The 23,811-nt window shown below is 37.1% G+C and carries 24 protein-coding genes; 1 reads left to right on the plus strand and 23 read right to left on the minus strand.

Going from position 1 to position 23,811, the window contains the following annotated elements:
* Positions 1–211 precede the first annotated feature (211 nt).
* From LDM92_RS02120 to LDM92_RS02190, 15 genes are all read right to left on the minus strand, one after another.
* Entirely contained in the window at positions 212–1,009 is a 798-nt protein-coding gene (locus tag LDM92_RS02120) for a DivIVA domain-containing protein (protein ID WP_223901839.1), read from the minus strand.
* Positions 976–1,743 (minus strand): YlmH family RNA-binding protein, encoded by a 768-nt coding sequence (locus LDM92_RS02125; protein WP_373868640.1) that lies wholly within the window; start codon positions 1,741–1,743, stop codon positions 976–978. Before LDM92_RS02125 ends, LDM92_RS02120 begins: the two co-directional genes overlap by 34 nt.
* Before the next feature lie 246 nt (positions 1,744–1,989).
* Positions 1,990–2,295 carry a YggT family protein gene (locus tag LDM92_RS02130; RefSeq protein ID WP_223901841.1) on the minus strand — a complete coding sequence of 102 codons (306 nt, stop codon included), beginning with the start codon at positions 2,293–2,295 and terminating at the stop codon, positions 1,990–1,992.
* Positions 2,295–2,735, minus strand: coding sequence for a cell division protein SepF (locus tag LDM92_RS02135; RefSeq protein ID WP_223901842.1), 441 nt, complete (start codon positions 2,733–2,735; stop codon positions 2,295–2,297). The genes LDM92_RS02130 and LDM92_RS02135 overlap by 1 nt, the downstream gene beginning before the upstream one ends.
* Positions 2,736–2,750: 15 nt before the next feature.
* Positions 2,751–4,085, minus strand: coding sequence for a cell division protein FtsZ (gene ftsZ / locus LDM92_RS02140; protein WP_223901843.1), 1,335 nt, complete (start codon positions 4,083–4,085; stop codon positions 2,751–2,753).
* A gap of 14 nt (positions 4,086–4,099) precedes the next feature.
* Positions 4,100–5,458 (minus strand): cell division protein FtsA, encoded by a 1,359-nt coding sequence (ftsA, locus tag LDM92_RS02145; RefSeq protein WP_223901844.1) that lies wholly within the window; start codon positions 5,456–5,458, stop codon positions 4,100–4,102.
* Between the two features lie 61 nt (positions 5,459–5,519).
* Positions 5,520–6,374, minus strand: coding sequence for a cell division protein FtsQ/DivIB (locus LDM92_RS02150; protein ID WP_223901845.1), 855 nt, complete (start codon positions 6,372–6,374; stop codon positions 5,520–5,522).
* A gap of 16 nt (positions 6,375–6,390) precedes the next feature.
* Positions 6,391–7,497 (minus strand): undecaprenyldiphospho-muramoylpentapeptide beta-N-acetylglucosaminyltransferase, encoded by a 1,107-nt coding sequence (gene murG, locus LDM92_RS02155; protein ID WP_223901846.1) that lies wholly within the window; start codon positions 7,495–7,497, stop codon positions 6,391–6,393.
* 1 nt (position 7,498) lies between these two features.
* Entirely contained in the window at positions 7,499–8,878 is a 1,380-nt protein-coding gene (gene murD, locus LDM92_RS02160; protein WP_223901847.1) for a UDP-N-acetylmuramoyl-L-alanine--D-glutamate ligase, read from the minus strand.
* A gap of 10 nt (positions 8,879–8,888) precedes the next feature.
* Positions 8,889–9,851: a phospho-N-acetylmuramoyl-pentapeptide-transferase gene (gene mraY / locus LDM92_RS02165; protein WP_373868636.1), complete on the minus strand. Its 963-nt coding sequence runs from the start codon at positions 9,849–9,851 to the stop codon at positions 8,889–8,891.
* Positions 9,852–9,858: 7 nt separating this feature from the next.
* Complete coding sequence (locus LDM92_RS02170) at positions 9,859–12,024, minus strand: PASTA domain-containing penicillin-binding protein (RefSeq protein ID WP_223901848.1); 2,166 nt, start codon at positions 12,022–12,024, stop codon at positions 9,859–9,861.
* Entirely contained in the window at positions 12,024–12,386 is a 363-nt protein-coding gene (ftsL, locus tag LDM92_RS02175; protein ID WP_223901849.1) for a cell division protein FtsL, read from the minus strand. The genes LDM92_RS02170 and ftsL overlap by 1 nt, the downstream gene beginning before the upstream one ends.
* A 13-nt stretch (positions 12,387–12,399) precedes the next feature.
* On the minus strand, positions 12,400–13,347 hold the full coding sequence (gene rsmH / locus LDM92_RS02180) for a 16S rRNA (cytosine(1402)-N(4))-methyltransferase RsmH (protein WP_223901850.1): 948 nt from the start codon (positions 13,345–13,347) through the stop codon (positions 12,400–12,402).
* A gap of 2 nt (positions 13,348–13,349) precedes the next feature.
* Positions 13,350–13,781 carry a division/cell wall cluster transcriptional repressor MraZ gene (mraZ, locus tag LDM92_RS02185; RefSeq protein WP_223901851.1) on the minus strand — a complete coding sequence of 144 codons (432 nt, stop codon included), beginning with the start codon at positions 13,779–13,781 and terminating at the stop codon, positions 13,350–13,352.
* Positions 13,782–13,946: 165 nt separating this feature from the next.
* A complete protein-coding gene (locus LDM92_RS02190) occupies positions 13,947–14,273 on the minus strand; it encodes a DUF3397 domain-containing protein (protein WP_223901852.1) in 327 nt (108 codons plus the stop codon).
* A gap of 101 nt (positions 14,274–14,374) precedes the next feature.
* Between LDM92_RS02190 and LDM92_RS02195 the strand changes: the two genes are divergently transcribed.
* Positions 14,375–14,515: a DUF4044 domain-containing protein gene (locus LDM92_RS02195; RefSeq protein WP_084605719.1), complete on the plus strand. Its 141-nt coding sequence runs from the start codon at positions 14,375–14,377 to the stop codon at positions 14,513–14,515.
* Between the two features lie 35 nt (positions 14,516–14,550).
* On the opposite strand, the gene mreD is transcribed toward LDM92_RS02195, so the two are convergent.
* The 8 genes from mreD to thiI all read right to left on the minus strand — a co-directional run bounded on the left by mreD (position 14,551) and on the right by thiI (position 23,811).
* Positions 14,551–15,081, minus strand: coding sequence for a rod shape-determining protein MreD (mreD, locus tag LDM92_RS02200; RefSeq protein ID WP_046332008.1), 531 nt, complete (start codon positions 15,079–15,081; stop codon positions 14,551–14,553).
* On the minus strand, positions 15,081–15,932 hold the full coding sequence (mreC, locus tag LDM92_RS02205; RefSeq protein ID WP_046332007.1) for a rod shape-determining protein MreC: 852 nt from the start codon (positions 15,930–15,932) through the stop codon (positions 15,081–15,083). The genes mreD and mreC overlap by 1 nt, the downstream gene beginning before the upstream one ends.
* A 50-nt stretch (positions 15,933–15,982) precedes the next feature.
* Complete coding sequence (locus LDM92_RS02210; RefSeq protein ID WP_046332006.1) at positions 15,983–16,987, minus strand: rod shape-determining protein; 1,005 nt, start codon at positions 16,985–16,987, stop codon at positions 15,983–15,985.
* 98 nt (positions 16,988–17,085) lie between these two features.
* A complete protein-coding gene (locus LDM92_RS02215) occupies positions 17,086–17,709 on the minus strand; it encodes a JAB domain-containing protein (RefSeq protein ID WP_223901853.1) in 624 nt (207 codons plus the stop codon).
* 35 nt (positions 17,710–17,744) lie between these two features.
* Positions 17,745–18,425, minus strand: coding sequence for an HAD family hydrolase (locus LDM92_RS02220; protein WP_223901854.1), 681 nt, complete (start codon positions 18,423–18,425; stop codon positions 17,745–17,747).
* Positions 18,406–19,683 (minus strand): bifunctional folylpolyglutamate synthase/dihydrofolate synthase, encoded by a 1,278-nt coding sequence (locus LDM92_RS02225; RefSeq protein ID WP_223901855.1) that lies wholly within the window; start codon positions 19,681–19,683, stop codon positions 18,406–18,408. Before LDM92_RS02225 ends, LDM92_RS02220 begins: the two co-directional genes overlap by 20 nt.
* Position 19,684: 1 nt before the next feature.
* A complete protein-coding gene (locus tag LDM92_RS02230; protein WP_223901856.1) occupies positions 19,685–22,324 on the minus strand; it encodes a valine--tRNA ligase in 2,640 nt (879 codons plus the stop codon).
* Between the two features lie 269 nt (positions 22,325–22,593).
* A complete protein-coding gene (gene thiI / locus LDM92_RS02235) occupies positions 22,594–23,811 on the minus strand; it encodes a tRNA uracil 4-sulfurtransferase ThiI (RefSeq protein ID WP_223901857.1) in 1,218 nt (405 codons plus the stop codon).

Consider the following 23,811-nt stretch of genomic DNA (forward strand, 5'->3'; position numbering starts at 1 on the left):
CTCCCTATAAAAAAATCCTCGTCCTAAGATTAGGGCGAGGTTAATATCGTGGTACCACCTAAATTGAGTTTTAAACTCCACTTAATGAGTTACGTATCGTGCAACTAACGTAACAAACCATCTTAAACAGCCGATCAACCTTTGAGCTCTTATATTAGCCTTACACCATCGCTAATTCGCTGAATTGCTCGCAAGTTTTACTGTCAGTTTGTTATTTATGATTTTTATAGTCACTGGGGAAAATAACAGTAGGTCCGGAACCGTTGTTAGAATCGTTAACATTTTCTGTGTTAACAGTTTCAGTATGCGGACTGTCACCCGACATCGGTTGAGGACTATCATTATTTTCATCAATGTCTTCCTCAAAGTTTACTTCATCATCAATGTCATTGTCAAGTTCATCGTCAACATCTTCGTCTTCATCGATATCATCATCAACATCTTCATCTTCATCAGTTAGCATTATTGGTTCAGCCCCATCTGGAGGATAAAATCGCTCAGTATCAAAGTATTGATCAAGTGCCTTTTGCCAGTTTTCATCATTGAGATTTTCAATTGCTTTTTGTAAAAGATCTTGAATATAAGAGCGATAACCAGAAGTTTCTTTTTTTACACGTTCATAATCAGACTTAATAGTTTCAAGCTGTTGGCGTTGATAATCAGTATCGATTTTTGCTTGTTCAGTAACATTATTAGCTTGGACTGTAGCATCATTGATAATTCTTTCAGCCTTAATTTTAGCGTTACCCACAGCTTCTTTTGTAGCATTTTCATTCTGCTGGAATTGTTTAACTTGCTTTTGTAAGTCTGAAACTTGTTCTTGTAAATGCACAATTTCATTTTTTAAATCAACTGTTTGATCTAGTGCATCCCCATAATCGTTGATTATTTGATCTAGAAAGCTGTCTACTTCATGCCTGTCATAGCCACTTAGTCCTCTCTTTTTGAACTCTTTGTTATGAATTTCAAGCGGAGTCAATTTCTGTGATTCCTTCTTTTCGTCTGCCATATCTTATACACCACCTTATGTTTGCCTTTTCTTGTAGTTGAAATATCCGTAATTTTACATCTACCAAAATGTCTTAAACTAAGGATATCATCTTCATCAACCATTATATTAAAATCTTTGACACTATGCCAATTTAATTTAACTAAATTATTTGATATATATGTTTTTATTTGCTGTCTGCTTTCATGTGTGATTGAGGCTAAGACTGCATCCAGTCTCAGTGAGGAAACGATAGCAGTTAACATTTCACTTTCATCATCAGCCAATATTACTTTTTGATTTAAACTTGGTCTTATCCTAACTTTTGTTTTGCCAATATGGTTTATTTCATTTTGAAAGAAATCTTTCAGCTCACTTTTTGCAAAAAATTGCCACTTGCCATTGCCATCTGTGATAATATCGCCAAAGGTTGAAGTTTCTATACCTGCATTAGCTAGACTTCCTAAAATAGCACTATGTGATAAACAGGCGAATTTTTGAGGATATTCAACATTAAAAACAGTAACCTGATAAGAAGAAGGTGCAATGGTGTCCCAATCTTCAGTTATATATACTCTCTTTTTTTCAGCATTTAAGTATCCACCAAAGCTCTGCAAACAAACTTCAGTACCAGCTATCTTTTTAAGAATATCTCTTTCACCGGGATCCAAAAAATCTGTTAAAACTTCTTCATGTTTGCCCAGAACATTGTTTATAAGTCCATTCATCTTATCCACTGTTTTTTGGTCAGACAAATCATCTTTAAATAAAACATTCTTGGCGTAAAAACTTCGCTTTGCTATATTTTTTGTCTTCACACAATTCCCCCTGCTATTGAAGGTGAAAGACAGATTGGTCTTTTCTTACATCATTATAGCATTAAGTCTAAAAGTCATTCATCTTAAAATGACAAGCAATTTGTATTATTTAACAATAAATAAAGAGCTGATAAATCAATTTAGCGATCTAAGGAAATTTATCAGCTCTTTATAAAAATTAAATCAAACAAACAACCTAAATAAAATGTTTGCGACCCATTTTAAAACATAATATTGCACAAAATAGAGAAACAATAAGCCAATTAAAAATGAAATATCTAATCCAGTAGCATTAGATAGTCTTGCAATCGGTCCTTTACGAAAAAGGTTTAAATATGGATCAACTAATAAGTCAATAATACGACCAACAGTCGAATCGCGTAAAGAAGGAACCCAACTTAAAATTGCATCGATTACCATAATGATGCTATAAATCCATATTATATAATCTAGAATATAAAAGCCGTAGTATATGATATTTGCTGCCATTAACTTAAAGTATCTTTCTTATCAACTAGGTCACTAATTTTGCCATTAGTAACGAATTTAGGAGGTGTTGCTAAAAATATTTTATCGCCAATACGCTGTATTTCACCATTTAGGGCATAAACTGTACCTGTAATAAAATCAACAACTCTTCGAGCAGAAGCATCTTCCATCCTGCTAAAATTAATAATCACTGCTTTGTTATTCAACAAGTTTTGTGCTACATCTTTAGCATCAGAATAAACACGTGGCTCATAAAGAACAATTTTGCTTTTAGCCGCATTCATGCCGGATTTTATTGAAACTACATTGTCACGATCAACAGCACCAGCAGAATAATTGTCCTCATTATTTAATTGTTGCTCTTCTGCATATTCGTCATCCAGCATTTCATCGTCATCGTTTGCAACACCGAAAAACTTACCTATTTTACTAAAAGCCATCTCTCTTGCCTCCCATTAGTTTTCACTACGATGCCTGAAAAATGGTATATCATCAGTATCATCGTCATCAAAAGCGTTGGTTTCAATTTGTGAAATACTACTTTGATCGTCGTCATCAAATGAACTTGATCTTTGCTCTTGATTTGAAACAGAAGGAGTCGAGCGACGATTCCCTTCGTTATCATTATCCAACCCCCAAACACTTGTGGGATCAACCATAGGCCTATGCTTTGGAGCGGTTTGAACAGTTTGGGCACCATCATCAACTGCAGGCTTGGGTTCAACTGGTCTTTCAGCTGAATTTGTTCTCTGCATAGATGAATTAGTTTGACTAGGTTGTGACTTTATCTGGTGACTATGACCAGGGAGCTGCTTTGAGGCTTCCTCTTCTGCTTGTGAATTGATTCCTGTAGCAATAACAGTTACAACAACCTCATCCCCTAAATTAGGATTGATGGATGTACCAAAAATAATGTTAACGTCATCGCCTGCAGCTTTTGAAACAATTTCAGAAGCATCCTGCGCTTCAAATAAAGTCAAATCTGGTCCACCAGTGATGTTCAGGAGAACCTGCTTGGCACCATCAATTGAAACTTCAAGCAATGGTGAAGAAATGGCCAGCTTAGTTGCTTCAACAGTCCGGTTTTCTCCACTTGCACGACCGATACCCATTAAGGCTGCACCCTGATTTGCCATAACAGTTTTAACATCAGCAAAATCAAGGTTAACATAGTCAGTTGAAGTGATTAAGTCAGAAATGCCTTGAACACCTTGTTTCAAAACATTATCAGCTTCTTTAAAGGCATCCATCATAGGTGTCTTTTTATCAACCATTTCTAGTAAACGATTATTGGCAATGATAACAAGCGTATCAACATACTGCTTTAGTTGGGCAATGCCTTCGGCAGCATTTTTGGACCTTTTTGGACCTTCGAAGGTAAAAGGACGAGTAACAACGCCAACAGTCAAAGCACCGGTTTCGCGGGCAATTTTGGCTACAATTGGTGCGGCACCAGTTCCAGTACCGCCACCCATACCGGCAGTAATGAAAATCATATCTGCACCCTTTAGCGCATCTTCAATGGTTTGCTCACTTTCTTCAGCCGCTTTTTGTCCTACTTCGGGATGAGAACCAGCTCCAAGTCCTCTCGTCAATTTTGGCCCTAACTGAATTTTATTTTCAGCTTTATTACTATTTAATGCCTGTACATCCGTGTTAGCAGCTACAAAGGAGACTCCCTGCACGCCATCATCGATCATTCGATTAACAGCATTACCACCAGCACCGCCGACACCAATAACTTTGATGACAGCATTTTTATTGTCGTCAGAATCGAATGTAAAATCCATCTAATTAACCACCTTTAATCAAAGAACTTTTTGAAGAAGTTCTTAAAGCCTTTATCTTTATTTTGCGTATTATTTTTTGGTTTACTATGCGTAGATCTTTCCCGCTTTAGTAACTCATGTCTATTATATTCTTCTTTTCTTTTAGTTTCATTAACAGCAGCTGTTCTTTTCGAAGTTTTTGTTTTTTCTTGAACGGTTCTTTCTTCTTGACCAAATGAATCCTTGCCATATATGGCGCTAATTACTAAAAAATCAATATCAGACATTTTATATGCATAGTTAACGACACCATATGCAGCTGAGTAAATTGGATTGCGCATTCCAATCTGATCAGGTTGATAAATTCTGGCTTTGACATTTAAAGTATTGGCTATTATGCTATCAAAACCTTGCAAAAGACTGCTTCCACCAGTAATAATGACGCCGCCAGGCAGCTTTAAAGCATCATGCTTATCTAGTCCCTTTTCAATTCTATCAATAGTCTGCATAACTCTAGCGTTAATAATTTCACTTAAATAGCTCTCGTCAACCATCTGTTGACCATTTGAACCCACACTATTAACAGCAAATTTATTTTTAGCAGAAGCTAAATTCGGATCCGCATAGCCATAGTCAAGTTTAATTTGTTCTGCATCTTTTTTGGACGTACTAAGAACAACAGAAATGTCATTGCTAATGTCACTGCCACCTTCAAAATCAATATTAGCATATTTAATCTGATTATTGTGAATAACAGTAGCAGTAGTCACACCACCGCCTAAATCAAGAATAATTGAGCCAAATTGCCGCTCACTTTCATTTAAAGCTACGCTGGCAATGGCAAGTGGTGTGGGAACAAAAAAGTTATTAGAATAACCGGCACGCTCTATTGCTTTTTTAATATTATGCAAAGGACTGGCCGGAGCTGTTAGCATGATGCCTTGTACCGACAGGGAATGGGCAATCATTTTACGGGGATCATCAACCTCAGTTTCACCATCAATTAAAAAGCGGCTTGGCAAAAAAGCAATAGGTTCACGTTCGTTTTTTACTGCAGACCTGATTGCAGCGCTCACTACGCGTCTGACATCATGGTTGCCAACTTCCTGACCATTATCGCTTACATTAACCAAATCGCTTGCAGTTTCCAGTTGAAGCATACCTACCGGTATGCCTGTTACAACCCGATAAATCTTTGCGTTTGTTTTTTTGGCTATTTCCTTTAAGGCTCTACTAATAGCAGCTGCTGTTTCATCGATATCAACTATATTGCCATGGCGCATTCCTCTATTGGGAACTGCTACAGCTCCAATAACCTTACCAGAATCTGCTACAACCGCTTTCACGCTTGTGGTACCAATATCTAAGCCCACTAATAAATTTGTATTGTCCAAAATTTACCCCCTGTCGGTGCTCTTTACAAAAATTTTACCATAAAAGTAGCTTAAATTCAGCCTAAGTTAAGCCATAAGCTCTTTTTTCACTTGGTGTAAGCGGTCTGCTAAACGCACCTACTTCCAAATCAATTAAAGTATTTTTCCCCACTTTAGTTTTTATTTTATTATAGTACTTTAATTTACTTTTGAGGGTAGAAACGTTGCCAATAACTACATTTCCGTTTTTCATTAGAAAAATAACTTGAGACTTTCTCCTTGTGTTGCCACTTAATAATTTTATCTGGCTTTGAAAATTTGCGGGCAAACTATTAAACAAGTGAAGAGTTTCTTGCAACGACAATTCATGGTTGTATCCCACAAAAACCGGCTTATCAGGGCTTACTTTTGACCACGGAATTACTTGCGTGCCTAGTTTGCCTTGTGAAAGTATCTTCCGGTATCCCTTGGCATTTTTAACGTAACCAATTGTATGGTATTCGTCAATATTAAGAACTAAATTGTTAAAATTCTTAACATGGACATTTATGTTTTTTATCTCAGAGTATCTTGAAGACAATTTATGGTCTATGCTGTTCTTATTGAACAGATGGTCAATTACTTTATCACTTGCTTTAATATCAGCTGTTTTCACTACTTCCCTTATTGGCAAGTCATTTTCTCCTTTTATTTGAATGCTTTTCACATTTGCCAAAGGAGAAATATAATATCCTAGTCCCAAGATAGCTAAAACGGAGATGCCAACAACAAGTCCTAGACGTTTAAAGAGCGCAGACTTACGCTCACTATGTAATTTTGATAACGAGGCAGAGACTTTTGCTTTAGCTTTAGACTTTTTCTTCTGATTAGTTTCGTGGTCTAAATAAGGCGATAGCTTTTCTTTGGGATCAATTTTTGTTACTCGCTTCTTAGTCAACTGCCTCACCTTCTTCTTACTTAGATAAATCTTGCATTACTTTAATTACTTCATCAGAAGCATCAGGAACGCCTAATTTCTTTGAAGCTTTGCTCATTTCTGTATAATATTTACGGTCTAAAACGATATGATCAATCGAGGAAATAAAATTATTGATATTAAGGTCGCTTTCTGCAATTACCGTTGCAGCGCCTGCTTTTTCCAAGTCAAGAGCATTTTTCATTTGATGATTATGAGTAACATTAGGACTGGGAATTAATATGGCGGGAACACCTAAAGCCGTAAATTCCGCAATACTGGTTGCTCCGGATCGCGAAACCACACAGATCATTTTAGGCAGAAGTGCAGGCATATCCTTAACATATGGCAAAATCTTAATAGTCTTACCGTAATCTATATTAGCCAGTTTTTCGTGAATTTCTTTAAAATAATATGTTCCAGTTACCCAAATTATCTGATACGGTTTTTTTTGCAAACGTGTCAACGACTTAAGCATAATTCGGTTAATGGCTAAAGCTCCACGAGATCCCCCGAAAACTAATACTGTAGGTATAGTTGGATTTAAATCCCATTTACTTTGCATGTCAACTTTTGCTGATGATAAATTCAATACCTGCTGAGAACGTGGGTTTCCGGTTTTTATTAATTTTTTCTTCTCAGAAAACTGTTTAGCGGCATCATCAAACGTATAACAAATCTTATTTACATAGTGGCCCAAAAACTTATTAGCAACCCCAACTACTGAATTCGATTCATGAATCAAAGTTGGTATTTTCATTTTAGCTGCTTCATAAACTACGGCACCACTCACGTAGCCTCCAGTGCCCATGACAATATCTGGCTTAAAATCACTAATAATTTTTTGTGCCTTTTTAGTAGCTTTAAGAAACAATTTAATTGTAGCAAAATTACTCATTATATGTTTACGAGAAAACCCACGCATTTCGATTGTTTTGAAATTCACTCCAGCCGCCGGAACAATTTTTGCCTCCAGGCCATTTTTAGTACCGACAAACAGAATTTCATCAGTTGTAGCTAAATTGCGCTCTTTTAACCGTTCAATGATAGCCATAATAGGGTAAATATGACCACCGGTTCCTCCACCAGTAAATATTATTCTCATTTTATTTCGTCTTCAATTCCTTTATAAAGTTAACAAAATAGTCCCCACGTTCTTCAAAGGTCCTAAATTGATCCCATGACGCACAAGCTGGCGAAAACAACATTACATCACCAGGTTTGGTTAATTCATAAGCTTTCGGCACCGCCTCTTGCAACGTATTTTCAATTAAAATATGTTTAATTCCAGCTTTGCGTGCTGCATCAGCCAGGAGATAGCGTGTTTGCCCGTACAATACGACTGCTTTAACGTGCTTTTTTAAAAGAGGAATTAAAGAATCAAAAGTAAATCCTCGATCTAAACCGCCAGCGATCCAGACCTCGGGATCTGCAAAAGCAGGAATTGCAACAGAAGCTGCTTCAATATTTGTAGATTTAGAATCGTTATATATTTTGCGACCTTCAAGTGTCATCACGTATTGCAAGCGGTGCTTTGCACCAGCAAAAGTTGTTAAAACAGCTTTAATATCATTGGTATCTGCACCCATTATTTGTGCTATTGCACTGGCGACCAAAGCGTTCTGCTGGTTATGGATTCCAGGTAATTTCATGTCAGAAGTCTTCATTATTTTTCCATGCTGATTTTGCAAATAACCATCAGCAATAAAATAATCAGCAGCTTGATCATTTTCAGAAAAAGTTACGATTTTTGCTCTTGTAACTTTCCTTTCCTTTGTCAAAATATCTTTTTGATCGAAATTAGCTAAAAAATACTGTTCTGGGCTCTGCGTTCTAGTAACATTCAGTTTAGCATTAACATAATTAGCAAAAGTTTTGTGATAATCCAAGTGAACATTGTGGTAAATATCGATGATTGCTGCCACCTTAGGATTAATATCTGTGACACCGAGCAATTGAAAGCTGGAAGTTTCGCAGACTAAAATATCATCCTTAGTCGCTTTTTCAACCACTTCAGATATAGGCACACCGATGTTTCCCACAGCGTATGCATGATGTCCACTTTTAGCTAAATGATGATCAAGAATTTTCTGAGTCAACATTACCGTAGTGGTTTTTCCATTCGACCCTGTAACGCAAATATAAGGGGCTTCACTAACAGTCAATGCAATTTCTGGTTCAGTAATAATAGGCAGGTTTAGTTTTTGAGCCTCTTGTACCATCGGATTTTCATAAGGGATGCCGGGATTCTTTACTAAATAATCAAAACTTTCTTGACTTAATAATTCAATTGGACGCCTGCCGTCAATCACTCGCACGCCCAGTTTTTTCAATTCCTGTGCATTTCGATTTTTACTTAAATCAGCCTGATCATTTAAAGTCAGCTTTGCACCAAGTTTAAGCAGCAATTTACTAACTGCAAAACCGCTCTTGCCTAGACCTAAAACTAAAATATTTTTGTTCTGATAAGTCTTAATCTGCCTCATTTGCCTAATTTTATCCCCATATTATTAAATATAAAAAACTACCAATCAATCCAACTATCCAAAAAATAATATCAACTTTCCATTCAGAATACCCCAGCATTTCAAAATGATGATGAATTGGGGTCATTTTGAAAATTCTTTTGCCTGTGGTCTGAAAAGAGATTACTTGCAGAATTACACTTGCAGTTTCACAAACAAACACAATTCCAATTAATAAAAGAGACCAAGGTCTGTTTAAAAAGATACTGACAGCAGCCAATCCACCGCCTAATGCCAAAGATCCGGCATCACCCATAAAAATTTTAGCAGGTTTATGATTAAAAATAAAAAATGAAATCAGACCACCTATAACACTCATACAAAAGATTAAAACAGCGAAGTTCTTTTGTTTAAGTGCAATATAAGAATAAGTAGCATAAGCAATAATTGAAAGTCCTGTTGCTAATCCATCTAATCCATCTGACAAATTGACAGCGTTCGAAAAACCAACTAACCAAAAAACTACAAAAACGGTAAATATAATAGCACTGTTCACAATACCAAAAAATGGTATAAAAAGTTTAAACTGAAAATTATCCGTAGCAGCAATAATGATGATTAAAATAGCAACTAGTATTTGTAAGGAAAATTTTTGCCAAGCATGCAGGCCTAGGTTGCGCTTATAGAACAATTTTATACCGTCATCTAAAAAGCCGATTATTCCGTAGCCAAGCAAACTAATTAGTAAAATCCAAATTAATTTAGAGCTTTCATGTTGCCAGATACTTACCCAAATTGTTGATACCGTAGCTGCTAGAACAAAGACTACTCCACCCATAGTGGGCGTTCCAGATTTCTTTTCATGCCATTTAGGACCTTCATCACGAATTTCTTGTCCTTCGTGATGTGACCTCATGAAAATAATCATCCAGGGCAGAATAATCCCAGTCAATGCTAATGAACTTACTAATGCAATAATGCTAATAATCAGCATACAAATGCTACTCCTTTAATTGTATTTTTATTTTTGTCCCTGATTTAAGGGATTTTCCTGTAGCCAGACTTTGCTTAAAAACTACTCCTGTTCCTTTGATCCGTAATTTAACTCCTGTTAAATCAGCAAACTGATGTAACTCATCAATAGACCAGCCTTTCATATCAGGACATTTAATACTTCCGCTAGTACGAACGAGCATCAAATTACCTGATCGTTGTTTTTGACCTGCTGAATATGACTGCTCAGTTATTTTATCACCCGTACCAATCTTAGCAAGTCGTACCCCAACGCGCTGTGCCATCTTTTCAGCCTCTTTGTAATTTAATCCTTTTAGGTTGGGCGTTTTAACAACCGTCGAACTGCTTAGACCATTTTTAGACATGAGAATTACTCTATTCATCATTGGTTTGAAAATTGATGAGAGTATTACTTCAGCCGGTTTACTCATTTTACGAGGCTGTTTGACAGTGATATAAATGCAGTACCGTGGATGCTTAGCAGGAGTGACTCCAACCACTGAAAAGATATAATTATTGTTACCCTTAAGATAACCTCCACCTTTAAGATTAGCAATCTGAGCTGTCCCTGTTTTAACTGCAATGCTTTGACCTTTCATTTGGTATGCCGCACCTGTGCCAATGCGTTTATTTAAAACTCGACGCATATTTTCAAGCACAGTAGCTGCAGTTTCTTTGGTATAAACGGGTTGACCGACATTTTTAATTTGATAACCAGTGATAGTATGATTATTGGCATCCGTAATTTTTTCGACAAATTGCGGTTTTACCATTTGACCATTATTGGCTAGACTGCTAAATGCCTGCATCATTTGCATCACATTGACATCAACACCTTGACCAAAACTGGTAACTGCTTGATCAATAGGAGAATTAAATGCAATCGTTCCTGGTTGTTCACCGGGTAAGGTTACTCCCGTTTTTTCTCCAATATGAAATTTTTTGAGATACTTTTTCCACGTCTTGGCACCCATTTGCTGCTCAATATGAACAAAGCCAGTATTGCTTGAACGAGGAAAAGCCTGTGAAAACGGTATACTCCCCCAACCGTGAGGCTGCCAATCGTGAATCACGGATCCATTAACAGAAACAGATCCTGAATTATAGTATTGGTTAGGATGGTAATTTCCACTATTTACAGATGAGGAAAGCGTTAGAACCTTAAAAACAGAACCCGGTTCATAAGTATCTTGTACCAAAATGTCGCGATATGAGTTTTTTAGACCCTTTTTAGTTTGTGGATTAAAAGTTGGCCTTTGAGAGGCAGCTAAAACTTTTCCCGATTTGATATCTTCAACGACAGCTGTCATGGAAACAGGATTAAACGCATTTTGGACATAGGAGAGCCTGCTTTCAAGATAATCCTGCAGCTGTGAATCAATGGTGAGATAAATATTGTTACCATCGACTGGTGCCTTATAGGTATGCGTACTATTTGGTGTCTGAAAGTTAGAAGCATCTACTGCTGAAAGCTGATAACCATTTTTCCCAATAAGCACGTCATCATACCAAGCTTCAAGTCCCATGGTGCCCTCGAGATTCTGCTGCTTGGTTTTTTTGTCATATACTGGTGACGCCATTCCTATCACATGTGAGGCAAAATTACCATTAGGATAAAGCCGAGACTGAGTTTCAAAGAATTTAATCCCAGGCAAATTCATCTTTTCAATTTTATCTTTTTGCTGTTTAGACAAATTAGAACCTGCAGTACCAAATTGTACCTGAAAAACAGGACGAGCAGGATTAAGATATTTTAAAATTTCCCCCGCTTTAAGAGGTAAGACTTGGGCTAGTTTATTAGCAGTTTTATTTTTATTAACAACGTATTCAGGTTGATTTTTATAGTTGATTGAAGACTTATCTAAAATAGCATAAATAGTATATAAATGAGAATCCTGAGCAACCGCCAAACCATTGCGATCATAAATTGTACCGCGACTAGCTTTTAATACCTGATTACGCATGTATAATTGCTCAGTTTTAGCAGTTAAATTTTGGCCATTAATGGTTTTGGAAATGCCAATGTATAAAAATCTTCCTATAAATACGAGAAAAACCAAAGCAACAGCTACCTCGAGAAATCTCCCGACTGTAAAACGGTATCCGTGAGCTTTGGAATTAGAGTTACTTATCTTACTAATATGCTTTTTCATCAGCGTATAGTCCTAATATTTTTCTCATTCAAGGCTAACCCCTTGCTACGTGCAATTTTATTCATGCGAGAGCTTGAGGTTAACTCACCTAATTCTTGATGCAAATCTCCAACTTGACTTTGCCCTTTTGCAACTGCGCGTTGCACATTGGTAAGTTCATGTTGAGCTGATGTAGCAGAAATACTGGAAGAAACTAGCATTGTCATTAAGCCAATGGTTATCATCGTTCCCAATACAAGCAAGGACTTTTCAAAGCCGGTCCAAGCAACGTTGTGATGATTGAGAACTTGACGTTGTCTCTTCTTTGGATCTCTTTGCTCATTAGGATTAAACTCTACTTTTCTTGCTAAATTATCAGCCATTGCTTTTTCCTCTTTACAATTTTTCTGCGACTCGCAACTTTGCACTGTGTGAGCGATTATTATTCTTAAGCTCTTCAGCTGAGGCAACAATGGGTTTGCGGTTAACTAAACGAAGCATTGGCTTCAAGTTGTCAGGAATAACAGGCATTCCCCTGGGAACATCAACTTCAGAGTATTTTTTAAAAATGTTTTTTACAATTTTGTCTTCATCAGACTGAAAGGTAATTACGCTAATTCGACCACCAGGTTTTAGCAAATGAATCGCTTCTTCAAGTGACTCACTTAAAACATCAAGTTCGTTATTTACAGCTACACGCAAAGCCTGAAAGGTCTTTTTTGCTGGGTGCCCACCAGTCCTTCTTGCAAACGCAGGAATTGCTTCCTTGATTATATCAACCAGTTCAAATGTTGTTTCAATCGGCTTTTTTTGTCTTTTAAGGACAATTTTATGGGCAATCTGGCGCGAATATTTTTCACCACCAAATTTGTATAAAATATTTGCCAATTCTTTTTGGCTTGAGTTATTTACTAGTTGATAGGCATCAAGACTTTGCTCTTGATCCATTCTCATGTCTAACCTTGCATCAAAGCGGTAAGAAAAACCCCTTTGTGCTTGATCAAATTGTGGCGAGGAAACTCCCAAATCATAGTAAATTCCATCTATACCATTTTGATAACCCAGCTCAACCAGATTCGCTTTTAAATGGCTAAAATTATCGTGTACCAATTGTAATTTAGGATCAGCATTTTGAACAAGTAAATCAGCAAAGTTTAACTTAGCCGAATTTATTGCATATTCATCTTGATCAAAACCAATTAAAGTACCACTAGCAAGTTTGCTCAATAAATATTTTGCATGACCGCCACCGCCAAAAGTCGCGTCTACATAAAGACCACCATTTTTTAGTTTTAAATTATCGATTGTTTGGTGTAAGAGTACACTGGTGTGTTTGAATTCCATAATTATAGTTCAATATCATCCAAATTTTCTGCAATATCATCATAGTTTTCATTGGCTTCATCACTAAAGCTTTCCCAACGCTCCTTTGACCAAATTTCAATTCGATCAGAAACTCCTACAATGACACATTCTTTGACAAGGGAAGCGTGTTTCTTCAACGTTGTGGTCAGATTCACACGACCTTGTTTGTCAAATTCGCATTCCATCGCACCAGAGTAAAACAAACGCGTAAAACTGCGCGCATTTCTCTTAGTTAATGGAAGTTGTGCTAGTTTAGCTTCAATTTTTTGCCATGCCTCTGTAGTATAGCCAAAAATGCAGCCTTCCATTCCGCGAGTAAATATCATTTTGTCACCTATCTGACCACGCAAACGGGCAGGTATAATTAACCGCCCTTTGCTGTCGAGATTGTGATGATATTCACCCATGAACATGGCTTAGCCCCCTTCCACTAAATAATTTACCACAATTCACCACTTCCTACCACTTTTTAGTCAAAAAAGTTAAATATTTATTTTTTAATGACACAAAAAAGAAAAAATCGCAAACCAATTCAGATTTGCGACCATTTTTTTAAATTTTTTTATTACAAAAATTGATTATATCATTAGAAACAAGAGACCCAGATACCAAAAAATAGTATTTACAGTTAAGTAATCCCAGATTTTTCGCAGAGTCTTACTTAAAGAGATATTTTTATTTTTAACCGCGTCAGAAATTGCTATAACTATAACCAGGAAGAAAAAGACAAAAAAGCCATAAGGCAGAAACTCAGGCCTTTTTTGGTGAACGGTAATTAAATGGCAAGCATATATAAAAAAGAAGGGTAATAAATCATATCCCCTAAATTGAGCCTTAGGAAACATTTTATTAATAATATATGCTAAAGCAAGACCTAGAACAGGTATCAATATAATTAAAAACATTACTTACATCCCTCTATCATTTAATATCTATTTTATCTTACTCTGCGATTGAAAAAAACTATTAAGTAGCATAAAATATTGTTCAAGTAGGAGGTCAATCAATGACGCGTAGACATAAGAAAAAGAGATCTAAATTTCAAAAATTAACAATTGCCATGGCTTGGCTAATGGCAATTATTACTTTAGTGGCAATTGTGATGCAGGTTGTTGGTGCATTATCAAGCTTTGGCTTTTTTGAGTAAAAAACGTGAGATACAAATCTCACGTTTTTTATTTATTAGCGATAATTGTCTAGGTTAACCATAAAAGGGTAGTTAAGAACCAAGTTCCACCATAATTTATAGGTAGCACAAACAAAGATAAACACCCAGCACAAAGTTGGCAAAATACTTTGCACTAGCTTCAAGATTCCTATACTTGATAAGCCTGTCATATTTAAAATTAGCCATGTGTAGACCTCAATTAGAACAGAAGCAATTAAAACTGCCAAAACTTTGGCCCAAAATACTTCTGGTAAAAACCGTGCAGATTTTTGCAATAACCAAGAAATTGTCGGCAGGCTAATTGCATAGATGCCTATAATGCCAAAAAAATAAATATCACTAACTATACCTGCACCTAAAGCCAGCCAAACTTCTTTGTTATTGGTATCATCAAATAATGCAATTAGCATCATACTAACAGGTACTAATAAATTCGCAGCATTACCAATTGAAAAAAACTGATGCAGGTAAAAAGATAAGCTACCACTGATAGCCAAAGCAACGTATAATGCTAAGACTAGAGTAAATTTCCGCAGTGTCTTCATTAGTCGCTCACTTTCCTCTGAATAACCGTGACAATGGAAGGATCGTTTAATTCGCCAGCCGGATTGATCTTGATTAAATCAGATAAGCCAAAAGAATCATGTGTTGTAGCAGAAATAGTTCCTATTAGCAACCCTTTAGGTGAATTACCACCCATTCCGCTAGTATATATTTTGGTACCACGCTTGAGCTTTTTACTATCAATTGCTTGGGTAAAAGCTAAAGTTTTATTACCAATTACCGTAATAATGCCATGAACTTTTTTACCATTTGTAGCTTGAGCCTGTACTGCAAACCGGTTTGCTGACTTGTCACTGGTAGTAATTAATTCCACTTTTGCAGAAGCAGCACTGACTTCTATTATACGACCGATAACTCCACCGCCTGACATCACAGCCATATTCTTGCGCAAGCCGGACGTAGTTCCCTTATTGATAACTAAAAGATCTGTCCAGCTGTCTGGCGAACGCGAAATCACGGAGGCTTGAACCATATCATAGTCCGTTAACGTTTCTTTTAATTTTAAAGCAGATTTAAGTTGCTTGTTTTCAGCTTCAAGACTTGAGTTACGAGCTTTTGTTTGTTCTAATTCGGTTACCTGGCTCTTAAGATAGTTATTTTCATCTTGCGTATTCAGTAAATCATGTACATTATTTAAACTGCCGGACACAAAACTAAGAGGGAAATCAATAATTCTTGATCCCACAGCGACTACATCATTACCAAAACTTTGGATAATCAATGGCGTGTTACGCTTGTTGCGCAAGCTAACACTACCACCTAAAATTGTAAAAACTAAAATAACTGCGACAACTGCTGACAACAGTTTTTTATTTTGTAAAAATTTCTTCATTTGGAAACAGTCCCTAAAGAAAAATCGGCAATTATAGCCGACTTTTTGTATTATCTGCGACTTTTACGCATTACTTCAATATTTTTCAGAGACTCACCTGTACCGACTGCAACACAATCTAGTGGATCCTGAGCTATAAATACTGGAACTTTAGTAGCTTCGGAAATAACATCAGGCAAATTCTTTAGTAAAGCACCACCACCAGTTAGCACAATTCCATGATCAATTACATCTGCTGCAATTTCAGGAGAAGTTTGTTCTAAAGTTTCTTTGATAGCAACAATAATATCTTGAACAACATCTTGAATTGCCTTTGAGACATCAACTGCTTTAACATCGACTGATTTTGGTAATCCTGTAACCAAATCACGTCCCCGAATATTGACAGCTTCAATGCCTTCTGCTTTTTCAACCGAAGCGGAACCAATTTGGATTTTAATGTCTTCGGCCGTTCTTTCACCAATTAAAAGATTAAAATTGGAATGTACATAATTCACAATTGCAGTATTAAACTTATCACCGGCTTGGCGAATTGATGTAGATGATACAATGCCACCAAGTGAAATAGTAGCGACATCAGTAGTACCACCACCAATGTCCACGACCATTGAACCAGTAGGATCCATTACTGGCAATCCAGCTCCAATAGCGGCTGCAAATGGTTCTTCTATTACAAAGGCTTCACGTGCTCCAGCTACCCGAGCTGCATCAATAACAGCCCGTTTCTCTACTTCAGTTACACCTGAAGGTACACAAATCATAGCTGAAGGTTTGGAGTTGCCTACAGTCTTTTCTATAAAATACTTAAGCATAGAGGCAGTTGTATCATAATCGGCAATTACACCATCTTTCATTGGCCTGATAGCCACTATGCTTTCCGGCGTCCTTCCGATCATTTCTCTTGCTTCTGACCCTACCGCAATTACTTTTCCAGTATGGGTGTTTTTAGCCACCACAGAAGGCTCTCTTAAGACAATTCCTTTACCTTCCATATAAACAAGAGTATTGGCCGTCCCTAAATCGATGCCAATATTTTTTGCTCCTAATCCAAACACGTAAATCTCTCCTTAATTATTGCAGTCTCTAAATCTTGAATAATTATAGCATAAAGTGCAACTTAAAAAAGAAAATGAAATGTAACTTTAAGATGAATTTAAAATAATTGCCGTTCACGCAAACTCAAATATTTTCCCTTTCCCACAATAAAATGATCAAGAAAGTCAATATGAAATAATTCAGAAGCTGCAAAGAGCATTTTGGTGAGTTCAATATCACTTTTTGAGGGAATTAAATTGCCACTTGGATGATTATGAACCACAAAAAAGCCAGCACAAGCATAAATTACCGCCCAGCGAAAAATTTCTCGAGGGTGAGCAATTGATTTATCCAAAGTTCCCTGAAATAGCTTTTTTTCAGCAACAATGTGATTACTGTTATCAATATAAACAGCCCAAAGTTCTTCTTGTTTACGTCCTGCTAATTTGTCCAACAGATAAGTGCCGACTTCATCGCTGGACGTCATAATTAGTTCTCGATCGGGAACCGCTGACCTTAGTCTTTCAAACAATCCCTCACAAAGAACAGCTAAATTTTTATCACATTGACTGCCAGAAATATATTTTAGCAAATCATTAAAATTTTCTATTTTTAGCTCTGTCAGTTTTGCAAAAAGTTCATCGAACTTCTCTATTCCCTTTTCTTTCAACTCAGCAACAAGGCTGCTTAACATTTCTCGGTCAGTTTTCATTAAATAGTGATTAGATTTTATCAATTCCATAGAACCCTTCCTTTCACTATTAAATACGTGGAAAACTAACAAACCTTTTTCAGAAATTCATAAAAGTCTTGACAGACAAATACAGCATTCTGGTAATCTTTTTTACTTGCTGGAATTAAGTCAGGCACCATTACGCACTTCAAGTCGGCCTTAACAGCCGCAAGTAATCCAGGAGAAGAATCCTCGAAGGCTAAAATATTATTTTGAGGGATCTGTAATTTTTTAGCAGCCAAAAGATAAATATCTGGAGCTGGTTTGGGCTTAACGTTATTCTTTTTAACATCGTCATAATTGAGGTGAAATTGAAAATAATTGCGGCTGCCTGTTGCCCACAAGTTATGCTCTACCACATCTTCTGTATTGCTAGTAACCACGGCCATCGGCAACCCAGCTTTTTGAAAAAGGTCAAGAGCTTTTTGCACTCCAGGACGCAATTTTAGTTTACCTTCCTCAGTCCACTGCCAGACCAAGTCATCCGTACGCTTAATAAATTGGTCCCGTTGCTCCTTATTCTTAAAGTATTTCAGATAAAAATCGTCCATGTCAGTAGTTGTCGAGCCGACCAATTTAAGATAGATATCATCAGGAGTACCTAAATCTGCTTCTTTTGCTGCCTGAATATTGGCTTCCCAGTATAAATTTTCAGAATTGACGAGCAATCCATCCATATCAAATAAAATTCCCTTAATTTCATCATCAATACCTTGAACCCGCATTTTTTGTCTCCATTTGTAAAATATTACCAACTAAATAAAAAGATCCTGTTACTAGCAGTATATCATTTGTCTGGCTCTTCTGCTTCAAATTCTGGTAAGCTGCTTCCCAGTCAGACATATATTGATATTTTTCCTGAATCCATTGGGGAAAATCTTTTTTCATAGCTGCACGCGGATAATCTATTGTAGTTAAGTAGACTTCATCGGTAGCTTGAAATAGGTCAAACACCTGTGTGATATCTTTGTCTTTCATAATCATGATCAAAATTCTAACTTGGCCCTGCCTTCTCTTTTGTTCACAATGAGCATAATTAAGCAGGTTCTGCACCGCTTGAATATTATGTGCGCCGTCAAGAACTATCAAGGGATTGTTTTGCAGTACCTGATAGCGTCCAGGCACAATAGTCCGATTAATTGCGTCAATAATATTATTTTGAGATAGTGGCAGACCTAACATGTTGAATGCTTCAACTGCAATGCCTACATCGTAGCCTTCAACAATAGGCTTAGGTAAAAAAGACAATTTTTGGGATTCAGTTTTCAAAGTTAAGCTTTCATTTTGGCTAATTTTAAAATCCCTCCCCAATTGTTTAAGCGGTGCACTTTCCTCCTGTGCTTTTTGCTGAATTATCGGCAATACCTCTTTTGGAATATTGCCGATAATCACAGGACGGTTTTTCTTAATTATTCCACTTTTTTCACGCGCAATATCCTGAAGTGTGGGTCCGATAATTTGTTCATGATCTAATCCAACTGTTGTAATTATGCTGACTTCAGGTGTAATCACGTTTGTCTTGTCATGTTCACCGCCTATACCGACTTCTATGACAGCATAATCACATTTTTTTCTTGCAAAATAGAGAAAAGCCATGACCACTTCATATTCAAACGTTACTAAAGAAAAATTATTGTTTGTTTTACGAATTTTTGTTAAAGCTGATTCTATGATATTAGCTGTTTTTACTAAATCTGCATCACTAATATTTCGTCCATTTAACTGGATACGTTCATTAAATTCAAACACGTATGGCGAAACAAAAAGGCCAGTCTTCTGACCGGCCTTTTGCAGCAAACTACTTAAATAGTAAGAAGTAGAACCTTTACCATTAGTGCCCGTGACGTGAACTGTTTTAACTTTATCTTGCGGATTATCCAAAAAAGTCAGCACTTTTTTTATGTAAGATAGATCTGCCTTTTCATGTAATTTAGGAAGTGAATATAAATAATTAATCACATCTTGAGCTTTAGTAAAAGTCACATTATTCACTCTTCTTTAATTCTTGAATTCTTTCCTGAACGCTTTGCAGTTGGTTTTCGTAATCAGCTTTTTTCGCTTTTTCTTTATTTATCACAGCTTCAGGAGCATGTGCGACAAAGCCTTGATTATTCAGTTTTTTGGTTGAGCGTTCAACTTCAGCTTGGAGATCTTTCTCCTCTTTTGTCATGCGCTTGATTTCGTCAGCAATATTGACTAAATCGGCTAGTGGGACAAAAATTTGTGCTCCTGCAATCACAGCAGTTTTAGCTAATTTCGGTGCTGTAACATCAATTGCAATGGTCAAATTCTTCGGGTGCAAGAAATTTTTGACATATTCTTCATTTTCGGTCAAAATCCGTTCATTATTGCTGTCTTCCAATTGAATCATAATGTCAATCGGTGAAGACAGTGGTGCATTAACTTCCATCCGAATATTACGTACAGCCTTAATAATCTCAATCAAGAAAGCCATATCGCGCCGTGCTCTGTCATTAACAAATTCATCATGAGATGTAGGGTACTTCGCAACCATGATTGATTTGCCTTCATGAGGCATTGACAGCCAGAGCTTTTCAGTAACAAATGGCATAATTGGATGAAGCAAACGTAAAATTTGGTCAAGAATCCAAATTAAATTGTCTTGTTTTCTAGTCTTCAGTTCTGCATCAGAACCATTGAGAGCTACCTTGGCCATTTCAATATACCAGTCGCAGAAATCATTCCAGATAAAGTTGTATAATTCGCGCCCTGCTTCACCAAATTGATAATTGTCAAATAAGCGAATAACCTCACTCACAGTGTGATTTAAGCGGTCAAAAATCCAGCTGTCTGACAAATCAAACTTGCCGGTATCAGGCATGTGAGCCGGCCGAGCATCTTCTGGTAAATTCATAATCACAAATCTGGCAGCATTCCAAATCTTATTAATGAAGTTCCATGCAGATGCCAATTGCTTAGGATTATAACGTGTATCCTGTCCAGGAGCTGTACCATTGAGCAAGAACCAGCGTAAAGCGTCTGCACCATATTGATCAATAACGTCCATGGGATCAACACCGTTACCCAGAGATTTACTCATCTTGCGACCTTGTTCATCACGAATCAAGCCGTGAAGAACAACATCATTAAATGGTCTCTTGTGGGTAAAATGCAGACTCTGGAAAATCATACGTGAAACCCAGAAAAAGATAATATCATAACCGGTAACTAAAGCATTGGTTGGAAAATAGCGTTTAAAATCAGCAGAATCTTCATCAGGCCAGCCTAATGTTGAAAATGGCCATAAAGCACTTGAAAACCAGGTGTCTAGAACATCTGGGTCCTGTTTCCAGTTTTCAATGTCTTTTGGTGCTTCCTCGCCAACATACATTTCGCCAGTCTTCTTGTTATACCAAGCTGGAATTCTGTGTCCCCACCATAATTGACGTGAAATTACCCAGTCATGAACATCTTCCATCCAATGATTTAAAGTTTGTTCAAACCTCTTTGGTACAAAATTGACTTTGCCCGCAGTTTTTTGATTCTCTAAAACTTTATCTGCCAAAGGTTTCATCTTAACAAACCATTGAGTTGACAGACGTGGTTCAACTTGAACGCCAGAACGCTCTGAGTGTCCAACAGAGTGGACAATCGGCTTAACTTTAATTAGGTAGCCTTGCTCCTTTAAATCTTTAACCAATGCTTCACGACATGCAAAACGATCCATGCCTTCATACTTACCAGCATTTTCGTTCATAGTGCCATCGTCATTCATGACGTTAATCCGTTTTAAGTTATGACGATTGCCTACCAAGAAGTCATTAGGATCATGAGCCGGAGTAATTTTTACCAAACCAGTACCAAATTCTGGATCAACGTGTTGATCCTCAATAATTGGAATATGACGTCCTACTAGTGGCAAAATCAGTTCCTTGCCCACTATATCCTTGTAGCGTTCATCTCCAGGTGCCACTGCAACGGCAGTATCACCGAACATTGTCTCAGGACGAGTAGTAGCAATCTCAACAAAACCGGAACCATCAGCAAACGGGTATTTAATATGGTAAAAAGCACCTTTATCGTCTTGGTGAATAACTTCAATGTCACTTAAAGCTGTTTGCAGCTCGGGATCCCAATTAATAATATATTCACCACGGTAAATTAGACCCTCATTATACAGTTGCACAAAAACGCGACGAACTGCCTTGGATAAGCCTTTATCCAAAGTGAATCTCTCTCTGGAATAGTCCAGAGACAGGCCTAATTTTGCCCACTGACTCTTGATGATAGCAGCATATTCATCTTTCCAGTCCCAAACTTGCTTAACAAAAGCTTCACGACCCATTTCATGTCGGTCTTTGCCTTGTTTGCGTAATTTGGCTTCAACTTTAGCTTGAGTTGCAATTCCAGCATGATCCATCCCTGGAAGATACAAAGTATCATAACCCTGCATCCTTTTGAGTCGAATTAATGTATCTTGAATTGCAGTATCCCAGGCATGCCCCAAGTGAAGTTTGCCAGTAACATTTGGTGGCGGAATAACAATAGAATATGGGTGTGCTTTCTTATCCCCGGATGGCTTGAACAAGTCTTGATCAAGCCACTTTTGATATCTGCCTTGTTCGACTTCTTTCGGATCGTATTTTGGTGCTAAATCTGTCATAATTCTCCTCCCAATAAAAAAGTCCTAGACAAAATGTCTAGGACGATGTAATTAACCGCGGTACCACCTAAGGTTAAGCAGAATAAATTCTGCTTCTCTTAAAAATGATAACGGCACATTTGCCGGATTAGCTTACTTTCAGTTCAGCCAACCAGTCCAATCGAGCTACCAATTAACCTTCATTCGGCTTTTCACCATCAACGAGCCTTTCTCTATCTATAAGGTTAATACCTCTCAATTATTGCTTTGGGCGTATTATAACATACTTTTTAAAGTAGTGAAGCATCTTCTTCTGCTTTATCAGCTAAAAACTTATCATTGGGATAAATCGAAGTCACTTGTATGCCCGCCAGTGCACGTTCAATTAAGCCATCTACATCCAGGCGATTTTCAAATTCACGTGCTTTTTCAATTTTTGGTTTTGTTTTGGGACGAGGAGGTGCAAAAATGGTGCAGCAATCTTCGAATGGTTGAATAGATAATTCAAAAGTGCCAATTTTTTCTGCTAAATTAATGATTTCAGTTTTATCCATCGTGGCAACTGGTCTAACAACCGGTGTAGTGGTGACATCGTTAATTGCTGCCATTGACTCTAAAGTTTGTGAAGCTACTTGCCCAACAGACTCACCATTAAAAATAGCCAATCCTCTTCTTTTGGCTCTGATTTTATCAGCTAGCTGTAACATGAATCTTCTTTGCACAGTCATCAAATAGCCCTCGGGAATTTTTTCCTTAATGGTTTCCTGAATTTCTGCAAACGGTACTGCAATGAAATTGATTTTACCAGCATAATTAGCCAAAATACCGGTTAATTCTTTGGCTTTATTCAAAGCTTTTTCGGTGGTATATGGTGGGCTGTAAAAATGTACCATGTCAATATCAACACCACGTTTTAAGGCCAGATAGGAAGCCACTGGCGAATCAATGCCCCCTGATAGCATCATGACGGCTCGACCACCAGTACCAACTGGCATCCCCCCAGCACCATGAAGCAGCTGGTTAGAAATGTAAACTGCATCTTTACGCACTTCAATTCTGAGCACAATGTCAGGATGTTTCATTTCTACCTTTAAATCATCCATGTGTGAAAAAAGGTAGTCACCAACCATTTTATTCAATTCATTAGTATCATATAAAAACTGATGGTCGCTGCGTTTAGTGTTAACCTTGAAAGTCATTCCTTTTTTAAAAGTTTCTTTCATTAAAGCAAGTGCAGTTTTTTCAATTTCCGCCAGCGTTTTTTCTACTTTAATTGTTGGTGAATAAGTTTGTATACCAAAAACTTTTTTTAAGCGTTGATCGACTTCTTCAAAAGGAGCATCGTTTAAAACAATATGCATCCGATCATGGCGTGGGTGAATTTCAACCTGTGGAAATTCACGCAGCACTTTAGTAACGTTACCGGCTAGGCGACCGATAAAATCTTTCCGGTTCTTTCCTTTTGTTGAAAGCTCACCGTAACGCACCATTATTTCAGTATATTTCAT

The organism is Lactobacillus laiwuensis, from assembly GCF_019972835.1.
GTDB lineage: Bacteria > Bacillota > Bacilli > Lactobacillales > Lactobacillaceae > Lactobacillus > Lactobacillus laiwuensis.